Origin of the sequence: Rhodococcus sp. IEGM 1318 (genome assembly GCF_033142465.1) — a bacterium.
GTDB lineage: Bacteria > Actinomycetota > Actinomycetes > Mycobacteriales > Mycobacteriaceae > Rhodococcus_F > Rhodococcus_F qingshengii_B.
This window is the reverse complement of the sequence record NZ_JAWLSC010000002.1, coordinates 769,338-787,114: the sequence shown is the minus strand read 5'-3', so window position 1 is coordinate 787,114 and position 17,777 is coordinate 769,338. Positions and strand designations below refer to the sequence as shown.

The window sequence follows — 17,777 nt, the reverse complement described above, 5'->3', positions numbered from 1 at the left end:
TCGAAAGGAACTCCCATGATCGTCAACGACAGCGTCGCCGTCGTCACCGGTGGAGCATCCGGCCTCGGCTTGGCCACCACCAAAGCCCTTCTTGCCGACGGCGCCAGCGTCGTCATCATCGACCTTCCGTCGTCGAACGGTGAAGCCATCGCCAAGGAACTCGGCGACCGGGTCCGCTTCGCGGCGGCAGATGTCACCGACGAGGCTGCGGTCACCGCTGCACTCGACGTGGCCGAGTCTCTCGGACCCCTGCGCGTGGCAGTCAACTGCGCCGGAATCGGCAACGCAGTGAAGACGGTCAGCAAGAAGGGCGCCTTCCCGCTCGACGCGTTCAAGAAGGTCATCGACGTCAACCTGATCGGCACCTTCAACGTCCTTCGTCTTGCTGCGGAACGTATTTCGAAGACCGAACCCATCGACGGCGAACGCGGCGTCATCATCAACACCGCCTCGGTCGCAGCGTACGACGGTCAGATCGGGCAGGCTGCGTACTCCGCGTCGAAGGGCGGCGTCGTCGGTATGACGCTTCCCATCGCCCGTGACCTCGCGTCGCTGCTGATCCGCGTCAACACCATCGCACCCGGCCTGTTCAAGACCCCGTTGCTGGCAGGACTGCCTGAAGCTGCCCAGGCATCGTTGGGTCAGCAGGTGCCCCACCCCTCACGCCTGGGTGATCCCAGCGAGTACGGCGCGCTTGCTGCGCACATCGTCTCCAATCCGATGCTCAACGGTGAGACGATCCGCCTCGACGGTGCAATCCGTATGGCACCGCGGTAATTTCGGCCAATACATGACTGGCGAGGTGAGGTCGGTGAATTCGGTGGCAGCGGACTGGAGGTCCTTCCCGCCGCTGGTGATGACCGACATCCTGACGGCCTCGCTCGAGTTGTTCGACGAGAACGGTTACCACGGCACGACTGTGCGGCAGATCGCCAATCGTGTCGGGGTAACCGTTCCCGCGCTCTACTATCACCACGCGAACAAAGAGGCAGTCCTCGTCGCTCTGTTCGAGATCTCGATGAGTGAGCTGAATACCAGAACCGAAGCGGCAGAGGCGGAAGCCGGCGAAAACCCGGTACGACGCTTCGCGTTGGTGGTGGAGGCGATTGTGCTCTACATGACCCACCGGTCGCGGCATGCTGCGTTGGACACCGAGATCCGGCATGTCTCACCGGAAAGCCGCAGCCGATACGCCGCCAGTCGTAAGCGGCTCGAGTTGCTCATGCGCAGGATCGTCGACGACGGTGTGGCGTCTGGAGATTTCTCGGTCGCCGACACCGAAGAGACCGTCCGGGCCATACTCGGTATGGCGCAGTCACTACCGCGTTGGTTTCAGACCGGTGGCCCGATGTCACCGTCGCAATTGGCGCAGAAGTACGTCGACATCGCATTTCATACGGTCGGGCATCGTCCGTAACAGTGTCTCGGTCTGAACGAAGGTGGGCAACAGGTCGAAAACCTGTTGCCCACCTTCAGTATTCGTACTTCAGAATTCACTCCGTGTCAGAGTCGCGTTACTTCGAGTCCGCCCTCGTGATAGTCGGCCCTCAGGCGCTTCTTGTCGAACTTGCCGACGCTCGTCTTCGGGACTTCCTGAACCACAGCCCAGTTCTCGGGGAGCTGCCACTTGGCGACCTTGTCCGAAAGATATTGCTGGAGTTCGGACATCGTGGTCTCGGAACCGGCGCGAAGAACAACCGCGACCAACGGGCGCTCGTCCCACTTCTCGTCCGGCACGCCGATGACTGCTGCTTCGGTGACATCGGGGTGACCCATGACGGCATTCTCGAGGTCGACCGATGAGATCCATTCGCCGCCGGACTTGATGATGTCCTTGGAGCGGTCGGACAGGCTCAGGAAGCCGTCGGCCGTGATGGATCCGACGTCGCCGGTCTTGAGCCAGCCGTCGTTGAACTTGTCTTCCGCGTCGACGCCGTAGTACGACCCGGTGATCCAGGGGCCGCGTACTTCGAGCTCGCCCACGGAAACTCCGTCGTGTGCAACAACTTTGCCGTCGTCGTCGATGAGACGTGCCTCGACGGATGCCGGGAATCGCCCCTGGGAGTAGCGGTACTTCCACATTGCGTCGCCGGTGACGCCGGCCGGCGGGCGGGCAACGGATCCGAGCGGGGAGGTTTCGGTCATGCCCCAGGCATGCAGGACAGAGACGTTGTGATCGGCTTCGAATGCGTGCATGAGGGCCGGCGGTACCGCGGACCCGCCGATAAGAACCTCGCGCATCGAGGAGATGTCCTGCGGGTTCTGCTCGAGGTAGAGGTGCAGGCCCTGCCAGATGGTGGGTACGGCTGCGGCGAACGTCGGCTTCTCGCTGGCGATGATCGCAGCCAACGGGGCAGGCTGGAGGAAGCGGTCGGGCATGATCAGCGAAGCACCGATCATGAATGCGGCGTAGGGAAGTCCCCACGACATGGCGTGGAACTGAGGCACCACGGCGAGTGCACGATCGCCCTGCGCGAGGTTGGGGCCGTCGCTCATGCAGACCTGCATGGAGTGCAGGTAGATCGAACGGTGGGAGTAGACGACGCCTTTGGGGTCACCCGTAGTGCCGGACGTGTAACACATTGCGGCAGCGCTGAGTTCGTCGACCTCGGGCCAGTCGAACTCGGTGGGCTGATCGGCGATCAAGCCCTCGTAGGTGTGAACCTGTACTCCCTCGGGAGCTTCGAGTCCTGCAGTGGAGGAGCCGGTGACGACGATGTGCTTGACGGTGGTCAGCGACGGAAGCTGCGGAGAGAGAAGCGGAATCAGGGACGGGTCGACGATGATCACGCGGTCCTCGGCGTGATTGGCGACATGGATCAACTGCTCGGGGAACAGACGAATGTTCAGGGTGTGGAGCACAGCGCCCATCGAGGGGATCGCCAGGTACGCCTCGAGGTGCTCGGAGTTGTTCCACATGAACGTGGCGACTCTCTCGTCGCCCTCGACGCCGAGCCCGCGCAGGGCGTGCGCGAGCTGTGCGCAGCGCTTGCCGACGTCAGCGTAGGACACACGGCGCGGGCCGGACTCGGTCCACGTGACAACTTCGGAGGCGCCGTGAACGGAGGCACCGTGGCGGAGAAGTTGAGCAATAGAGAGGGGGGCGTCTTGCATGGTGCTCAGCATGGGCTGCTCCTGTGTGGTGTGTGAGACCGGTGCTTTTGCCCACGGGTCGTCACAAACGATGTGCTGTGGCTGCCAGATTAGTCACAGCTCCGAAGTGCTCGCTAGTGACCCACTGCACTGGCGAAGAACCACGCTATGAGTAGCGCTCCCGGATCGACCACTCCGCGAGCGGCTTCGCCCACATAACTTGCACGTCCGCGGTTTGCGAGCATGGTTTCGGTCGACTCCGCCCCGGCCGCTGCGGCTTCCGCTGCGCTCGCCAGCGCAGCATCTCGATCGGCTTCCGAGCTCACGGATTGCTCCAACGACTCGACCGCCGGAACTATCGCGTCGACCATCGTCTTGTCGCCGACGCGTGCGCCGCCGAGCGAAGTGATGTTGTCGAGCCCCGCTCGCGCTGCAGCCGCGATCGCGCCGAGGTCGAGTTCGGAGTCCGCCGAGTCTGCGGCGACGCGGAAGAAATGCCGGAACCAGATGCCGAACAACGCGCCGGACGTACCACCGGCATGGCCGAGGTACGCCTGTGAGACTGCATCGAATATCGTTGCGGTGGAATATGTGTCACGGATTGCCGAGATGTCGAGCTGATCCAGTGCGGCCACCATGTTGGTTCCGAAATCGCCGTCGCCCGCTCGTCGGTCGAGATCGGTCAGTGCCGGTTCCTGCTCCAGTACCTTTTCGGCCCAGTCCGCAATCCAGCTGCCGACGAAGCTGCTTTCGGCCGTGCGTGAGGTGTCGGGTGTGAATGTGGGACCGAATGATTCGCGCTTGCCGACACCGGTGTACTCACGCCCCATAGCATTCGGCCAGGCGGGCGCTTTTGTTGGTGCGTCCCATAATTCGAGGATTTCTTTGTCTGTGCGAACAAGGGTGATGGATGCCCCGGCCATGTTCAATGCAGTGACGAATGTTCCGATCAATGTCCGCTCGATGTGAATTCCCCGTTCGTCCAGATATTCTCCGAGTTCGGCGAACAGTATTTGCAACTCCAGTGGGTGGGTTGCACCGAGACCGTTGACGACGGCGATGACGCGATCACCTTCGGCGAGACTCAGGGACTTGATGATCGGGTCCGTCAGCCGCTTCACCAATTCCGGTGCGGGCAGGGCGTCCACGCGTTCTGTGCCGCGTTCGCCGTGGATTCCGATACCGAGTTCCATCTGGCCGTCCGGTAGGTCGAAGGACGGCTCGTCAGCCCCCGGCAAGGTACAAGGGCGCAGAGCGACGGCCATGCTTCGTGCGGAGTGTGCGACGTGTTGTCCGATCCGGGTCACCTCGGCCAGGTCGTCACCGCGGGCGGCGGATGCACCGCACACCTTCTCCACCACGATGGTCGCCGCAGTACCGCGCCGCCCCGGGCCGCTTCCGTCTGCGCGTTCGGTCGCGACGTCGTCGTCCACCAGTACGACGTCGGTATCGATCTTGTCCTCGCGTAGCAATTCTCGCGCGATACCGAAGTTCATCACGTCGCCGGTGTAGTTCTTCACGATGTGCAGGACGCCACCTCCTGCAGCGGCAGCCTTGGATCCCTTGTGGATCTGAAGTGCGTTGGGTGAGCTGAAGACCAACCCGGGGCAGACGGCCGTGAGCATTCCTTCGCCGATGAATCCGGCGTGCATGGGTTCGTGACCGGAGCCGCCGCCGGAGACGAGCGCGACCCGTCCGCGGGGAAGTGGCCTCGCGCGTGTGAGGTATCCAGGGTCGGGATTCCAGGCGATGTCGTCGGTGGATGCGATCAACCCGCGGAGTGCGTCGGGAACAAATGTCTTTGCGCTGCGCATGAACATCATTTCAGAGTAGGTCTAACGTCGACTTCGGGCACGGATCACGATCGACGAGAGGTGGACGGCGTGAAATTGGGGTTGGTACTTGCCGGTGGCGGCGTTGCGGGAATCGCCTGGGAAACAGGTTTCCTGTTGGGCGTTCAGGACAAATCACCTGACACTGCTGCATCGCTGCTGACGGCGGACGTGCTGATCGGCACCTCTGCAGGTTCCACGGTGAGCGCTCAGATTGCGGGCGGGGCACCACTGCAAGAACTTTTCGACGCACAAACAGCGGAGGCGACCGGCGAGATCGATCCGAAGGTCGATGTCGAGGTACTCGGTCAGATGTTCGTCGACGCGATCGCAGGGTCGCAGGACCGGGCCGAGCAGCTCCGTTTGCTCGGCGAGGCAGCGATGAGAGCCGATACCGTCGAACCCGTCGTGCGTCGTGCGGTCATCGAGGCGCGGCTGCCCAATCGGTTGTGGCCCGACCGGGAGTTGCGCATCCCGGCGATCAACGCGGAGACCAGTGAGTTGAGGGTGTTCGGCAATGCCTCCGGCGTCGACCTGATCGACGCAGTCGGAGCGAGTTGCGCTGTCCCCGGGGTGTGGCCGGTAGTTACGATCGACGGCGAGCGGTACATGGACGGCGGAATGGCAAGTGGCTCGAATGTTCATTTGGCTGCCGACTGCGATGTGGTCGTGGTTCTTTCACCTGCGGCCGACCCCGCCCCGAATCTTCTGGGCGGCAGTCTACGAGAGGAAATCGATGTGATGGCGCCCAAGCGCGTACTGCCGATCTTCGCCGACGACGCCGTCGTCGAAGCGATCGGAACCAACTCCCTCTCGCCGACAACCAGACGTCCGGCAGCTGAACTCGGCCGCGAACAGGGCCGTCGAACAGCCGACGAGATCGCCGCGTTTCTGGTGACGGCATGAGCGCCGCACGGATCGCCGTCGTCGTGCGCCCGGAGCAGTCCCCGGAGGATCTGGTTCGGCATGCGAGGTATGCCGACGAAGCGGGTATCGAGGAGGTTTGGCTGTGGGAGGACTGCTTCTTCGGCGGAGGAATTGCCACTGCTGCAGCTGTATTGGCTGCAACCGAGCGTCTGGGAGTAGCGATCGGTGTGCTGCCGACCCCGATGCGCAACACTGCGATCACGGCGATGGAGGTTTCGGCGCTGGCCAGAGTTCATCCGGATCGACTGCGGGTCGGCTTCGGTCACGGCGTTCAGAGTTGGATGCGGCAGATCGGCGCCAAGGCCGATTCGCCGTTGACCCTCCTCCGGGAGCAGTTCGGAGCAGTCGAGCGGCTACTGCGCGGTGAGTCGGTGACGGTTTCCGGTCGATACGTGAATCTCACGGATGTCGAGCTGGCGTGGCCCCCGGAAAAGGTGCCGCAGTTGCTCGTCGGTGCCACGGGGCCGAAGACTTTGGCGCTCAGTGGCGAGTTGGCTCAGGGCACCGTGCTCTCGGGAGGGACGACCCCGGACGGCGTGCGTCGAGCGATCGCTCACATCGGAGCACAGGATCACGAGGTGGTCGTTTACGTCATCTGCGCGTTTGGTTCAGGCGGTCTTGAGCGCGCCCTTGCCGAAGCCTCAGCGTCCGGTAGCGAGTCGCCGGAGGAAGCGATTGCCGCGGGCACCGCGGCCGAAGTTGCGGTAGCAGCGCAACGATGGACTGACGCAGGTGCGACCACCGTGGTACTCCAACCGACCGTTGACGAGCCGGACGTCCGAGAGTTCATTCGCCTTGTCGCGCAGTAGGTTCAACCGCTGGTTCTGTAGTTCAGGAGGCTACTCGGGACAGAACGGTGTCGATGTCGGCAGTGCTCACGTCTCGATGTGTCACGAACCGAACCTTCCCGGCGACGGTGACAGCACCGACGTCGACAGCGGCCAGCTGAGCGACGGTAGCCGACGGATCGGTTGTGGCAGCGAGAACGATGTTGGTTGCGGGTTCGTCGACAGCCCAACCGCGCTCACGAAGGCCCGACGCCAGGCGTTGCGCATTGTCGTGATCGTCGGACAGGCGAGCTTGTGAGCGAAGCGCGACGATGCCGGCTGCGGCAAGCACCCCGCCCTGACGAACGCCGCCGCCGAGCATCTTGCGGATCCTTCGGGCTTCGGTGATCAATTCAGGTGATGCGGCCAGAATCGAGCCGACCGGCGCACCGAGTCCCTTGCTCAGGCACACCTGGACGGTATCGGCGCCGGAAGTCAATTCGGTGGGCGAAACATCGAGTGCAGCAGCGGCATTCCAGAGGCGGGCGCCATCGAGGTGAACCTTCAAGTCGCGTGATCGCGCCGCGGCGACCAGTTTCGTCCACTCCGTCGGATTCATGACGGCGCCGCCGGCGAAATTGTGGGTGTTCTCGAGACAGAGCAGCGTGGTGTTCAACGTGAAGTACGGGCCGGGGGAGCCCGCCGCCTTCACGACGGTCTCGGGGCTGGGACGCCCGGGTCCGCCGTCATGCGGCAATGCCATCGGCATTCCCTGGGCGAGCCAGGCGGCGGTGCCCAATTCGGACCCCAGGACGTGAGAGTGCTCCGGTGCGAGGAACTGATCGCCGCGGCGAAGGTGGAGCATCAGCGCAATCAGGTTGCCCATCGATCCGCTCGGCACCCACAGTGCGGCCGTGAACCCCAGAGTGTGCGCCACTTCTTCCTCGAGCGCCGCCATGGTCGGGTCGTGATCGAGGACGTCGTCACCGACCTCGGCGTCAGCCATCGCCTTGCGCATCTCCGCGTCAGGCTTGGTGACGGTGTCCGAGCGTAAGTCGATGTACGACGAAGTCATGGCTCATTCGATCAAGCCGCGTGTTCCGGCGTCAAACCGCGGTATTTCCAGGACGGCTCTTCCGGCCTGATAAATCAATATCGCTGAGGATGCCTTCCGTGTGATGATGGGCGCCGGCAATCGCCGGTGAAGAGAACAAGAAGTGGAAGGGACAGGCATGCGCGACTCGAAGCAAGCGTTGCACCTGCGCGGGCACTCACCCCGCGGCATTTCCCATCCCGCATTCGGGGAACAGATTGGCGCTGAATATATGCCGTTCCCCGTTTCTTGTATTTGCTCCTGACCCGTCTTCACGTCCAGGAGTTCCACTCCTCGACATGAACTGAGACGTCTCATGCGGAACCCGAACCGCGCATCTACCGCCGCTTCTCACAGTTGGATGAACCGGTCCGTCCGGGTACTCAACGCAACGTACGAGTACCTCGGTGAAGTGAGCGCCGATCGTGCGGTCGTCCTGATCGCCACCGGTTCCGCGCAGTCCACCGAAGACGTGATCCCGATATTTCCGGTGCGCTCCAAGCACGTCGAGATCCCATTGCCTCGGACGATCCTGCTTGCCGAGTACGTGTATGTCGCCCACCGGGTTACGGTCACCGATTCCAGCCGAGCGACCTTCGCCGGCATCTTCGACCGGGACGGTCGTCAATGTGTGTACTGCGCCGCCAGAGCAACGACCATCGACCACGTCCAGCCGCGAAGCCGCAACGGGCCCAATACGTGGGGGAATCTGGTGGCGTGCTGCAGTTCCTGCAATCAGCGCAAAGCGGATCGCACACCGGCTGAGGCCGGCATGCGGCTGCTGTGGGAACCGAAGGCACCTCGCCGCATCGAGAAGGTGCAGCAGAAGATCTGGCGTGAATTGAGTCGGACGTGACGGTCGAAAGGAGTAAGTGATGTGCGCTGACGAAATCTCGAATCTGGCTGAGCTTCTGCCGATCTCGGACGACCGAACCTGGTGGCAGGCGGAATGTCGAGGAGACCCCGAGCCGGACCGCTGGTTTCCCTTTCCGTCCGAGGGATACGACTACGCGACCGACGTGTGCAACAGGTGCCCGATTGCGGAATCGTGTCGCGAATTCGCTTCTGCCACTGGTCAGACCGGAATCTGGGGTGGAGTGAAGTTCGAGCAGGGCAGGATCGTCGCGGCGTGAGGGATCAGATTCCCGGCTCCGCGGCGATCGTACCGGCCGATACCGCCCGGCACAGAGCGTCGTGGTCACGTTCGGTTTGATCGGCGTAGAGCCGAGCAAACCGGGTGAGGGCGGTGTCGACCGTGTCCGAGGCTCCCAGGTAACCGGAAATCAGTGACGCGCCACTGGTTCGTGCATGTCCCTTGGCCAGTAGGCGACCGCAGATCGCGACATAATCGGTCAAGGCTGCTGCATCGATATTGTTCAGGTCCACAGAACCTTTCATGTTCCGGAACTGACGGACGTAGTACTGGCGGTCGTCCACGGTGCACCACCCGAGCAGTGGATCGCTGACTGTCTGGAGAGCCTGCTGGTATTCCGCGACGCGTCGTCCTTGATGGTCGTGCCAGGCCGAGTCACCGTGCACGAAGGGTGCAACGACGGATCGGCGAGCCTGCTTGAGCTGCAAGAAGATGACGTCGTCCGGGATGCTCCCTTCGCACAGGGCGACATACGCACGCAGAGCGACGCTTCCGACTCCGACAACCCGGTGCGCAACGTCGATGACGTTGTATCCCGAGACGACTCGGCGCCAGTGTGGTGCAAGGGTTTCGAGATACTCGTCCAGACCCTCCAGGAGGAAGTCGGTGTCCTGCGGCGTGAGTCGTGTTGTGAGCGGCGGGTTCTCGACCAACTGGCGCCGTCCGTGATCCTCGACGGTGAACCGGGGCACCGCGTGATCGCTCGTACGCCGTCGTGCGCGCTCCGCGGCGCGTCGGATCTCGGCCAGCAACCCGGGATCAGTGACGTGGTCGGTGAGTCCGTCGAGATCGACCCGGTCGAAGGAGCGATCGAACAGAGGACGCTCGGACAGCTTTGCCAAGTGGAGGCGATATGCGGACACACACGAGGTTGTTGCTGTTTCGCATTGAGCTTCGGTGAGACCGTTCTGCCGCCCGGCCACCCAGATGCTCGCAGCCAACCTTCTCAGGTCCCATTCCCAGGGGCCCGGATGTGCTTCGTCGAAATCGTTGAGGTCTATGACAAGTTCGCGTTCCGGGGACCCGTAGAACCCGAAGTTTCCGACGTGCGCATCCCCGCAGATGACGGGAGTGATGCCGGTTGACGGGAGCTGCGCCATGTCCTCGGCCATCAAGCCGGCGGTACCGCGCAGGAATCCGTACGGTGAAGCGACCATGCGTCCCACACGGATCGGAACCAACCAGTCGAGTCTTCCCTCGTGTGCCGTGTTGACCTGATCGACCGGATCGCGTCGGTTGGGCGGGGGCGTCCAGTCACCGAGCGACGATCGTGCTACTCGCTTGCGCAGGCCTTTCCCGATCTTGCGACGCTCACTGCGGGGCGTCTGACGCGCGCGCAAAGTCGCCCTGCCGTCCGGTTCGTTCTCGAGAGCCAGCTGACCGGCAGGCCTGTTCAGCGGGTCCATGTCGGGCTCTCTTTCGTCGGGCGTGCGAAACTCGCGCTCGATCCTATGCCCGGCGGATTGCGCGCCGCGCGACGAGTTCCTTAACTACCCGCCTGGGCAATCAACTCGACAGCGCGGTCGGCGCACAGTTCCGGATCCGGCATTCTCCCGATGCCGAGGCATTCGACAACGGCGAACGATGCATCCGGTGTGGTTTCCACACCAAGAGCCCACCCGAAGTAGTGATTCCAGGCGAGTACCGCTCGGTGGCCGCTGTGCTGCGGAATTTCGCTACCCAGAACGAGTACTGCGTCGAACGCGGGACCGTCGCACCAGATCACCGACTCGGCGAAGGTGGAGCTGGCGACAGCGACTACGTACCTGTGACATGTCGATTCACTCGGAATGGCGATGTGTGCACGCATGGTCGCTCCTCCGGCTCGGTTGCGATCGGAGGGTTCCCCATTGCGGGCGCCGAAAAAACGCTTGGCAGATTACGTCCAGGCCACAGATCTACGACGCAGACGGTGCCTGAGATGTTTTTGTGCTGCCCGAGCGACCGAGCGAGCCGAGAGATACTGCTCGGCAGGTATCAACCGGGAGACGAACAAGTAGAACCTTCGAGATTCGTCTTTGTCATGGGTGGTCCCGGAGATCAGCAGACGTTCGAATACGGTGAACTTTCGCCCACCGGCGTAACCACTCATGTAGTCGATGTGACTCGTCATACTCGCTCTAGCACTGCGGTATTCGGTCAATGCGGCGTTCACGTTGCGATGTGAATCGAGTGTGTGTGCCGTCATCTCCACCAGCATGAGCGCGGTGGCGTCGACAAGCATCTGAGCGGTCTCGAGTGCCCACGAGCATCCGATGCCCCCAACGGGTCGTTGGTCGCCGCGGCGTCGCCGATGAGTGCGAACCCGTTACCTACCGGTTCGGTGAGGGTTGTGGAGAAGTGTTTGGTACCAACGATCTTCCCCACGAGGTGCCCACGACGAATCGGCGGAACGCCGGGTAATGCGTTGGTGTACTCGAGGAAAGGGGTAGACAGGTGGTCAGCGAACGATCCGAGCTTGTCGAGGGCAGGGAGGATGACCAGCACGCTGATTCCGCCGTCGTTGGGGAGCAGACTGGATTTAGTCATCGTGTTCGGGCGTTAAGTCGCGAACTGCGGCCCGGATGGAGTGTTCACGAAGCTCGTTCTCTCTGCGCAGTTCACGACGCCGACGCCCGGCTTCGAACCGCTGCCTCGCGACTGTTCCGGTCGGTCGGAGTTGGGGTACCTCAGCGGGTTTTCCGTCGCTGCCCATTGCTACCATCGTGAAGTAACAACTGTTTGTGTGTCGAGATTTGCCGAGAAGAATGTCTTCGGTTTCGACACGTATCCCGATTTCCATCGAGGTGCGCCCGGTGTAATTGACGGAAGCGCTGAACGTGACGAGTTCTCCGACATGCACCGGTTCGCGGAACACCACACGATCCACCGACAAGGTCACGACGTAGGTCTGGGCGTATCGGCTCGCGCACGCGTAGGCAACCTGGTCGAGGAACTTCAAAATCGTTCCGCCGTGCACGTTGCCCGAGAAGTTGGACATGTCCGGCGTCATGAGGACGGTCATGGACAAGGTGTGTTTCGACGCTTGCTTCGTTTCAGTCAGGGAGTTCGATTCAGACATCGAGCGGGCCTCTTCGGGTCGGTGGACGGTGAATGAAGAGACCGTATCCGGCCCCACGGGTTACCCGCGCGTTCGAAGGGGTGCGGTCCTAGGGCTCGGGACAGTCCCGACGTGCAGGATGTATTCACTGGTAGCGACGGGTCCGGTTGCGCTCGACCTGAGAAAGGGAGCAAGCGTCGAGCGCAGGTGAGAGGACATCGAAGCCCAGCTTTCGGTTTCTCTGACTGCCTCGCGAAAGTTCTTCAACGCCGGTGCCTGGTCGCACAGTTCCTCGACGGGATCCGACCCGGCTGGTAGGTGCCACTCGAGCACATGAGAGGACGAGCTCACCGATTCCAATCCCGCTCCTGCCTTCTCGAATTCGCTGGAGCTCGCCCACGTCGTCGGTAGCGGTGTGATGCCTTTCCATGCTGAGGCTGCCTCTCTGCGGAGTGCTGCTGCCCACCCGTTCTCCGACCACGTTGCGACGCAGATCTTTCCGCCTGGCCGGGTCACCCGCATCATCTCTGCGAGAGCGATCGCTGGGTCGGGACAGAAGATGATCCCGAAGATGCTGACGCAGGCGTCGGCGCTCGAATCCGGCCACGGCAAGGACTGTGCATCGCCGATCGTGAAGGTGGGTTCAGCGATGCCGGGGCGGGGAATCCAGCGTTCGCGCGCGGCCTCGAGCTGGCTGCCGGAGAGGTCGAGTGCGTGGACCGCCATGCCGCACTGGGCCGCCGGGAGGGCGAAGTTCCCGGTTCCGGTGCAGACGTCGTACACCGTGCTGACGTGTCCGATCGAGCGTAGTGCCTCCATCGACGCCGGTGAGAGGTGTTCGGCAAGAGTCGAATACGTTGCGCTGTTCCAGTTTCTCCGATTCATGACAAGCTCCTCTCGATTGCGTCGATGACCGTATCGAGTGCTGCGCCTGCCGCGCGTGCTGCTTCGTCGGGGTTGCGTTCTTCGATGGCTGCGATCAAGGCTTGATGCTCGTCGACGTGGAATCCTGGACCGACGCACACCGCGGACAGTGAATCCGCCACGGCGGCAAGGACTCCCCGATAGACGTCGATCAGCGCGGAATTGTGTGACGCCTCGACGATCGAAAGGTGCAGGGCCATGCCGGCTTCGGTAGTGCCGAAGCCGCCGGCGTGATCGGGGTGGGCGTTCCAGGCTGCGTGGATCCGTGCGAGGTCTTCGGGGGTGCGGCGCTGCGCTGTAAGTCGTGCGGCTTCGACCTCGAGTCCGCGTCGCAAGCTCAGCACGTCGAGAACGTCACCTTTGGCGAGTCGACGCCCGAGTAGCCCTTCGACCGGCGACGCCGCCGTGACGTACACGCCGCCGCCGTGGCGAACGGACAGAACTCCGGCATGTGCAAGCGCCCGTACCGCTTCGCGCATGGTGTTTCGGGCGACTCCCAATTCCTCGACCAGTGCGGTTTCCGGCGGGAGTTTTGACCCGACGGTCCATCGTCCGGACGCGATGGCCTCCTCGATCGTCGCGGCGACGGTGTCGACCTTGCGTCCGGAGTCGGACATATATGCAACCTCGGGTAAGTGAGTCAATGACTTGTCCGAGATTAGCGTGCCCCCATAAGTGGGTCAATGACTTGCGAATTATCCCCGTACGTCCAGGCTGCGGGCGTAGTGCTCCTTGAAAACCTCGAGGTGTGCCCAGGATTCCAAGCCGCTGACACCGTCGATCCCGCGGATTCGTTCGGACAGCGCATGCAGGTCGCTCGAGGAGTTGGCGGCAACCGTCGCGATCACGTCGTATCGTCCCAGGGTTCGGGCGAGGAATTCGATTCCGGGCAGCGACTCGATCTCCGATACCGCGTTGTCGTCCCGTGAGCCCAGGTTGACGCCGATGCCCATCGCCAATGTCCGGCCACCGCCTCGCCGCTTGACGACGGCTCCGACGCGAAGTGCCGTGCTCGCGATCAGGTGATTGACGCGGTTGCGTACGGCGCTCGGCGACAGACCGGTGTGTTCGGCCAGCTCGAGAAATGGCATGCGCCCGTTGCGCTCGAGTAGTTCGATCAAGGCAACGTCCGTCGAATCGAGTCGGATGTCGGCTTGTAAAGCGGTCTCGGGCATGAAGATTCCCTTGATGACGTCGACGTAGACCAGCGTGCTCACGGATCGAACGCCACGTTGTGAGCGGAGTTCGGCGATGGCGCGGTACAGATCGTCGTGACTGGGCACCCGAAGTTCCGCAATCACGTTGTACTGCCCGCTGACTGCCGAGATGTAGACGGCGGCCTCGGATTCGATCAACGCGTCCAGCACCGGTGCCATCGGTCCGGACACGGCGATCGAGACGTGTGCGAGCGCCTTCAGTCCGAGAAGTTCGGGGTGTGCGACGGCAACCACGGACACCGTTCCGGAGTCGAGCAGTGCCTGGACTCTGGTGGACACCGCCGCTCGTGGTGCGTCGACCGCCGCGGACAGTTCGCGGTACGTCGCTCGCCCATTGCGCTGAAGTGCGGCAATGAGCTTGGAATCGAGGTCGACGGTCATGGATGTCCCAACTTTTCCAGAGATTTTTCTGTACTCGCTTCCTATTAGAACAGTCGCATGTGGCCATGAATGATGCGGATAAGTGCAGAAATGCTCGAAAGCTCATACAAAAAAGTTGTATACCGCCTGGTCTGAAACTTTGATGCATTGCATAGCTCCAGGTCAGGGCGTAGTTTTCGCTCAACACGCAGTGACCTGCACCACCATCTCGACTAAGGACCACCATGCGCAAGTTGCACACGCACGAAGCCTCGCCGCTCGACGCCACCGCCACGATCTTCACCGGCGCCAAGATTCACACCGTTGACGACAACACGGCGGGAGCCGAAGCATTCCTGGTGTACGGAAACCGCTTTGCAGCGGTGGGAACACTCGAGGAATGCCGCACCGAGGCGCGTCGCCTGAGCACTCGCACGATCGCGGTGGTCGAACTCGAGGGTGCCACCGTCGTCCCCGGATTCGTCGATCCGCACGCACACCCGCTGATGTACGGGCAGATGCTCAGCTGGGTGGACTGCGGTCCGGAGAAGGCTCACTCGATCCCCGGAATCATTGCGCTGCTTCAGGAAGCGGCACTCACAGCGCCTGCGGGTGTCCCGATTCGCGGATACGGCTACGAGCACCGCAACCTGATCGAAGGGCGTCATCCGCTCAAGGAAGAGCTCGATCAGGTGGCCACCGATCGCGAGGTCTACCTCATGAACGCGAGCGGGCACGGCGGCGTCGTCAACTCCTTCACTTTCGACAAACACGGCATCGATGCGAGCACCGAGAACCCGGCCGGTGGAGAGTTCTTCCGAGATGAAGACGGCGAGCTGACGGGCGAGCTGTCCGACGCCGCGTGCAACATCCTCACCGGCGTCAACGGGGTGAAGGTCGGTCATCACGGACCCAACTTCCATCTCGAGGACGAGCCCGAAGAGCACCTTCGTCAGCTGTCGGTCGCTCAGGACAAGTTCCTGGCCGGTGGCGTCACCACCATCGGTGACTGCCAGGTGACTCGGCGTGAATTCGACATGTACCTGCGTCTGGCCGAACAGGATCAGCTCAAGACCCGCGTCAGCATGTACATGCTCAGCCACCTCCTCGATCACGTCATCGACACGGGAATGCATGGCGCCTTCGGCAATTCGCGTCTCGCATTCGGCGGCATCAAGTTCTACGCCGACGGCACTCTCGGTGGCTGGACCGCGTACTTCCCCGACGGTTACGTGGGCGACCCGTGCCGTACCGGGCAGCTCTACCACGAGCCGGCGGACTACTCGGAGCTGATTGCCAAGGCACACTCGGTGGGTCTGCAGACCGCCACGCACGCTCAGTCACCGACCGCCATCGACATGGTGCTCGACGCCATCGAATCTGCGCAGAAAGCTCACCCCGACGCGGACGCTCGTCACCGCATCGAGCATTGCGGACTCCCGACGGCCGAGCAGATCGCAAGGATGAACCTGGCCGGTGTCTACCCGGTGAACCAGCCACAGCACTACTACAACTGGGGCGAGGGCGTCACCGCTGCGATCGGGACTCCGGGTGAGCGGTTCAACCCGCTCGGCGAGTTCATCGCTGCCGAGGTTCCCGTGACCATCAGCTCCGACGCCCCGGTGGCCGAGCCCAAGCCGCTCGAAGCGATTCAGGCTGCTGTCACCCGTGTGACGCGTCAGGGCCATCAGCTCGGCTCCGATGCACTCCGCATCACCGCCGACCAGGCACTGCAGGCTCACACGCTCAACGGTGCGCGTGCGCTGGGCCGAGAAGCGGAACTTGGCAGCATCTCGGTCGGCAAGCGGGCCGACTTCGTGATTCTGGGCGCGGATCCCCTCGAGGTTCCGGCCGACGCGATTGCGCAGATCGATGTCCGGGAGACCTGGATCGACGGCGAACTCGCACATTCAGGTCATAACCACCTATTGTCGAGCACTTCGACCACCGAGGAAAAGTAATGAACCGAGAGCAACAGATCGTGAAGGCCCGCAAGGCGGGATTTGCAGCCTTCGTCGGTACAACTATCGAGTGGTACGACTTCTACGTGTATGCCACGGCAGCCGCCCTGGTGTTCGGTGACATCTTCTTCCCACCCGGAACCGACCGCCTGACCGGCGTTGCGGCGGCGTTCGCGACGTACGCCGTCGGTTTCTTCGCTCGTCCGCTCGGCGGAATCGTGTTCGGCCATGTCGGTGACAAGATGGGCAGGCGCACCGCACTTGTCGTGACTTTGACGCTGATGGGTGCAGGCACGTTCCTCATCGGCATGTTGCCCACTTACGCGTCGATCGGGTTCTGGGCGCCGTTGCTGCTGGTACTGCTCCGCTTCGTCCAGGGCTTTGCCGTCGGCGGCGAATGGGGCGGCGCGGTCCTAATGGCAGTCGAGCATGCACCCGAGGACAAGAAGACCTTCTACGGTGGATTTGCCCAGCTGGGCAACCCTGCCGGCGCGCTTCTGGCTACCGGTTTCTTCAGCATTCTCTCCACCTTCGGCGACGACGCTCTGCGGGAGTGGGCGTGGCGTCTGCCGTTCCTCTGCTCGGCGCTGTTGATTCTCGTCGGCTTGGTCGTTCGTCTGAAGGTCGAAGAGTCCCCGGTTTTCGAGTCCGAGGTGAAGTCCGCGGACGTACCGGAAATGCTGCCGCTCAAGTACGCGCTGGTGACCAACTGGCGCCCGATCATCCTTGGCATCGGCATTCTGCCCGTCGCAGTCGGCGGCTACTACCTCGTGACGACCTTCATCACCGCATATGCAACCGACCCCGATGTAGGTTTGTCCGAGACGTTGATTCTCAACGCGCTCAGCGTCGCGGCAGTGGTCGAGTTGATCGCGACTCTCGGAGTGGCGTGGCTCGGTGACAAGGTGGGACGCGTTCGCGTAGTCATCTGGGGTCTTGCCGCGGTCGCAATACTCGCAGCGCCGCAGTTCCTGGTGCTGAAGTCCGGGTCGGTGTTCCTGATCTTCCTGACCTTCGCTGTCATGCGACTGGTGCTGGCTGCCACGTACGGCCCGATTGCCGCTGTTCTGTCGCAAATGTTCAAGCCGCAGGCACGCTACACGAGCATCTCGTTGGCGTACCAGGGTGCAGGCGCTATCTTCGGCGGCTTGTCACCGCTGGTGTCGACGCTGATGTACAAGGCAACCGGCAGCATCTGGCCGGTCATCGCCCTGCTGATCGGCATGTGCATCTTGAGCATCGTCTGCCTGCTCTTCGCTCCACAGCATGTGGATGAGGCGACCGATATCGACGACGTCCGGAAAGACCTCAACAAGGAATCGGCTTCCGCCTGACTACCGAGAGTCGGCTTCCGCCTGACTACCGAGAATCGGCTCCGCCTGACTACCGAGAATCGGCTTCCGCCTGACA

General features: G+C 62.6%; 19 protein-coding genes. 8 read left to right on the top strand and 11 right to left on the bottom strand.

Annotated elements, in window-relative coordinates:
* Positions 1 to 15 precede the first annotated feature (15 nt).
* Together R4P65_RS08075 and R4P65_RS08070 are read left to right on the top strand one after the other, a co-directional pair.
* Positions 16 to 777: a 3-hydroxyacyl-CoA dehydrogenase gene (locus tag R4P65_RS08075; protein ID WP_003942978.1), complete on the top strand. Its 762-nt coding sequence runs from the start codon at positions 16 to 18 to the stop codon at positions 775 to 777.
* Between the two features lie 13 nt (positions 778 to 790).
* Positions 791 to 1,417: a TetR/AcrR family transcriptional regulator gene (locus tag R4P65_RS08070; RefSeq protein ID WP_230815984.1), complete on the top strand. Its 627-nt coding sequence runs from the start codon at positions 791 to 793 to the stop codon at positions 1,415 to 1,417.
* An 86-nt stretch (positions 1,418 to 1,503) separates the two neighbouring features.
* Here R4P65_RS08070 and R4P65_RS08065 read toward each other — a convergent pair whose 3' ends face one another.
* Together R4P65_RS08065 and dhaL are read right to left on the bottom strand one after the other, a co-directional pair.
* Positions 1,504 to 3,126 (bottom strand): long-chain fatty acid--CoA ligase, encoded by a 1,623-nt coding sequence (locus R4P65_RS08065; RefSeq protein WP_003943212.1) that lies wholly within the window; start codon positions 3,124 to 3,126, stop codon positions 1,504 to 1,506.
* 101 nt (positions 3,127 to 3,227) lie between these two features.
* Positions 3,228 to 4,916, bottom strand: coding sequence for a dihydroxyacetone kinase subunit DhaL (dhaL, locus tag R4P65_RS08060; protein WP_317826108.1), 1,689 nt, complete (start codon positions 4,914 to 4,916; stop codon positions 3,228 to 3,230).
* Positions 4,917 to 4,967: 51 nt separating this feature from the next.
* Between dhaL and R4P65_RS08055 the strand changes: the two genes are divergently transcribed.
* Together R4P65_RS08055 and R4P65_RS08050 are read left to right on the top strand one after the other, a co-directional pair.
* The gene (locus R4P65_RS08055) at positions 4,968 to 5,831 is read left to right on the top strand and encodes a patatin-like phospholipase family protein (protein WP_317826107.1); all 864 of its coding nucleotides are present in this window, start codon (positions 4,968 to 4,970) and stop codon (positions 5,829 to 5,831) included.
* The gene (locus R4P65_RS08050; RefSeq protein ID WP_317826106.1) at positions 5,828 to 6,661 is read left to right on the top strand and encodes an LLM class flavin-dependent oxidoreductase; all 834 of its coding nucleotides are present in this window, start codon (positions 5,828 to 5,830) and stop codon (positions 6,659 to 6,661) included. The genes R4P65_RS08055 and R4P65_RS08050 overlap by 4 nt, the downstream gene beginning before the upstream one ends.
* A gap of 22 nt (positions 6,662 to 6,683) precedes the next feature.
* Here the strand turns inward: R4P65_RS08050 and R4P65_RS08045 are convergent, their stop codons facing one another.
* Positions 6,684 to 7,694 (bottom strand): threonine aldolase family protein, encoded by a 1,011-nt coding sequence (locus R4P65_RS08045; protein ID WP_230815989.1) that lies wholly within the window; start codon positions 7,692 to 7,694, stop codon positions 6,684 to 6,686.
* A 334-nt stretch (positions 7,695 to 8,028) separates the two neighbouring features.
* Between R4P65_RS08045 and R4P65_RS08040 the strand changes: the two genes are divergently transcribed.
* Positions 8,029 to 8,568 carry an HNH endonuclease gene (locus tag R4P65_RS08040; RefSeq protein ID WP_317826105.1) on the top strand — a complete coding sequence of 180 codons (540 nt, stop codon included), beginning with the start codon at positions 8,029 to 8,031 and terminating at the stop codon, positions 8,566 to 8,568.
* 19 nt (positions 8,569 to 8,587) lie between these two features.
* A complete protein-coding gene (locus R4P65_RS08035) occupies positions 8,588 to 8,845 on the top strand; it encodes a WhiB family transcriptional regulator (protein WP_003943196.1) in 258 nt (85 codons plus the stop codon).
* 4 nt (positions 8,846 to 8,849) lie between these two features.
* On the opposite strand, the gene R4P65_RS08030 is transcribed toward R4P65_RS08035, so the two are convergent.
* The 8 genes from R4P65_RS08030 to R4P65_RS07995 form a co-directional block, all read right to left on the bottom strand.
* A complete protein-coding gene (locus tag R4P65_RS08030; RefSeq protein WP_317826104.1) occupies positions 8,850 to 10,271 on the bottom strand; it encodes a DUF2252 domain-containing protein in 1,422 nt (473 codons plus the stop codon).
* A gap of 80 nt (positions 10,272 to 10,351) precedes the next feature.
* The gene (locus R4P65_RS08025; RefSeq protein WP_003942947.1) at positions 10,352 to 10,675 is read right to left on the bottom strand and encodes a DUF6292 family protein; all 324 of its coding nucleotides are present in this window, start codon (positions 10,673 to 10,675) and stop codon (positions 10,352 to 10,354) included.
* Between the two features lie 69 nt (positions 10,676 to 10,744).
* Entirely contained in the window at positions 10,745 to 11,053 is a 309-nt protein-coding gene (locus R4P65_RS08020) for a hypothetical protein (protein WP_317826103.1), read from the bottom strand.
* Positions 11,050 to 11,394 (bottom strand): hypothetical protein, encoded by a 345-nt coding sequence (locus tag R4P65_RS08015; RefSeq protein ID WP_317826102.1) that lies wholly within the window; start codon positions 11,392 to 11,394, stop codon positions 11,050 to 11,052. The genes R4P65_RS08020 and R4P65_RS08015 overlap by 4 nt, the downstream gene beginning before the upstream one ends.
* Positions 11,387 to 11,926, bottom strand: coding sequence for an acyl-CoA thioesterase (locus R4P65_RS08010; protein WP_317826101.1), 540 nt, complete (start codon positions 11,924 to 11,926; stop codon positions 11,387 to 11,389). Before R4P65_RS08010 ends, R4P65_RS08015 begins: the two co-directional genes overlap by 8 nt.
* A 60-nt stretch (positions 11,927 to 11,986) precedes the next feature.
* Entirely contained in the window at positions 11,987 to 12,790 is an 804-nt protein-coding gene (locus R4P65_RS08005) for a class I SAM-dependent methyltransferase (protein ID WP_317826100.1), read from the bottom strand.
* The gene (locus R4P65_RS08000; protein ID WP_317826099.1) at positions 12,787 to 13,446 is read right to left on the bottom strand and encodes a FadR/GntR family transcriptional regulator; all 660 of its coding nucleotides are present in this window, start codon (positions 13,444 to 13,446) and stop codon (positions 12,787 to 12,789) included. Before R4P65_RS08000 ends, R4P65_RS08005 begins: the two co-directional genes overlap by 4 nt.
* Positions 13,447 to 13,524: 78 nt before the next feature.
* Positions 13,525 to 14,427: an Lrp/AsnC family transcriptional regulator gene (locus R4P65_RS07995; protein ID WP_317826098.1), complete on the bottom strand. Its 903-nt coding sequence runs from the start codon at positions 14,425 to 14,427 to the stop codon at positions 13,525 to 13,527.
* Between the two features lie 224 nt (positions 14,428 to 14,651).
* Here R4P65_RS07995 and R4P65_RS07990 point away from each other — a divergent pair, with 224 nt between their 5' ends.
* Together R4P65_RS07990 and R4P65_RS07985 are read left to right on the top strand one after the other, a co-directional pair.
* Positions 14,652 to 16,367, top strand: coding sequence for an amidohydrolase (locus tag R4P65_RS07990; protein WP_317826097.1), 1,716 nt, complete (start codon positions 14,652 to 14,654; stop codon positions 16,365 to 16,367).
* On the top strand, positions 16,367 to 17,701 hold the full coding sequence (locus tag R4P65_RS07985) for an MFS transporter (protein WP_317826096.1): 1,335 nt from the start codon (positions 16,367 to 16,369) through the stop codon (positions 17,699 to 17,701). Before R4P65_RS07990 ends, R4P65_RS07985 begins: the two co-directional genes overlap by 1 nt.
* Positions 17,702 to 17,777: the final 76 nt, after the last annotated feature.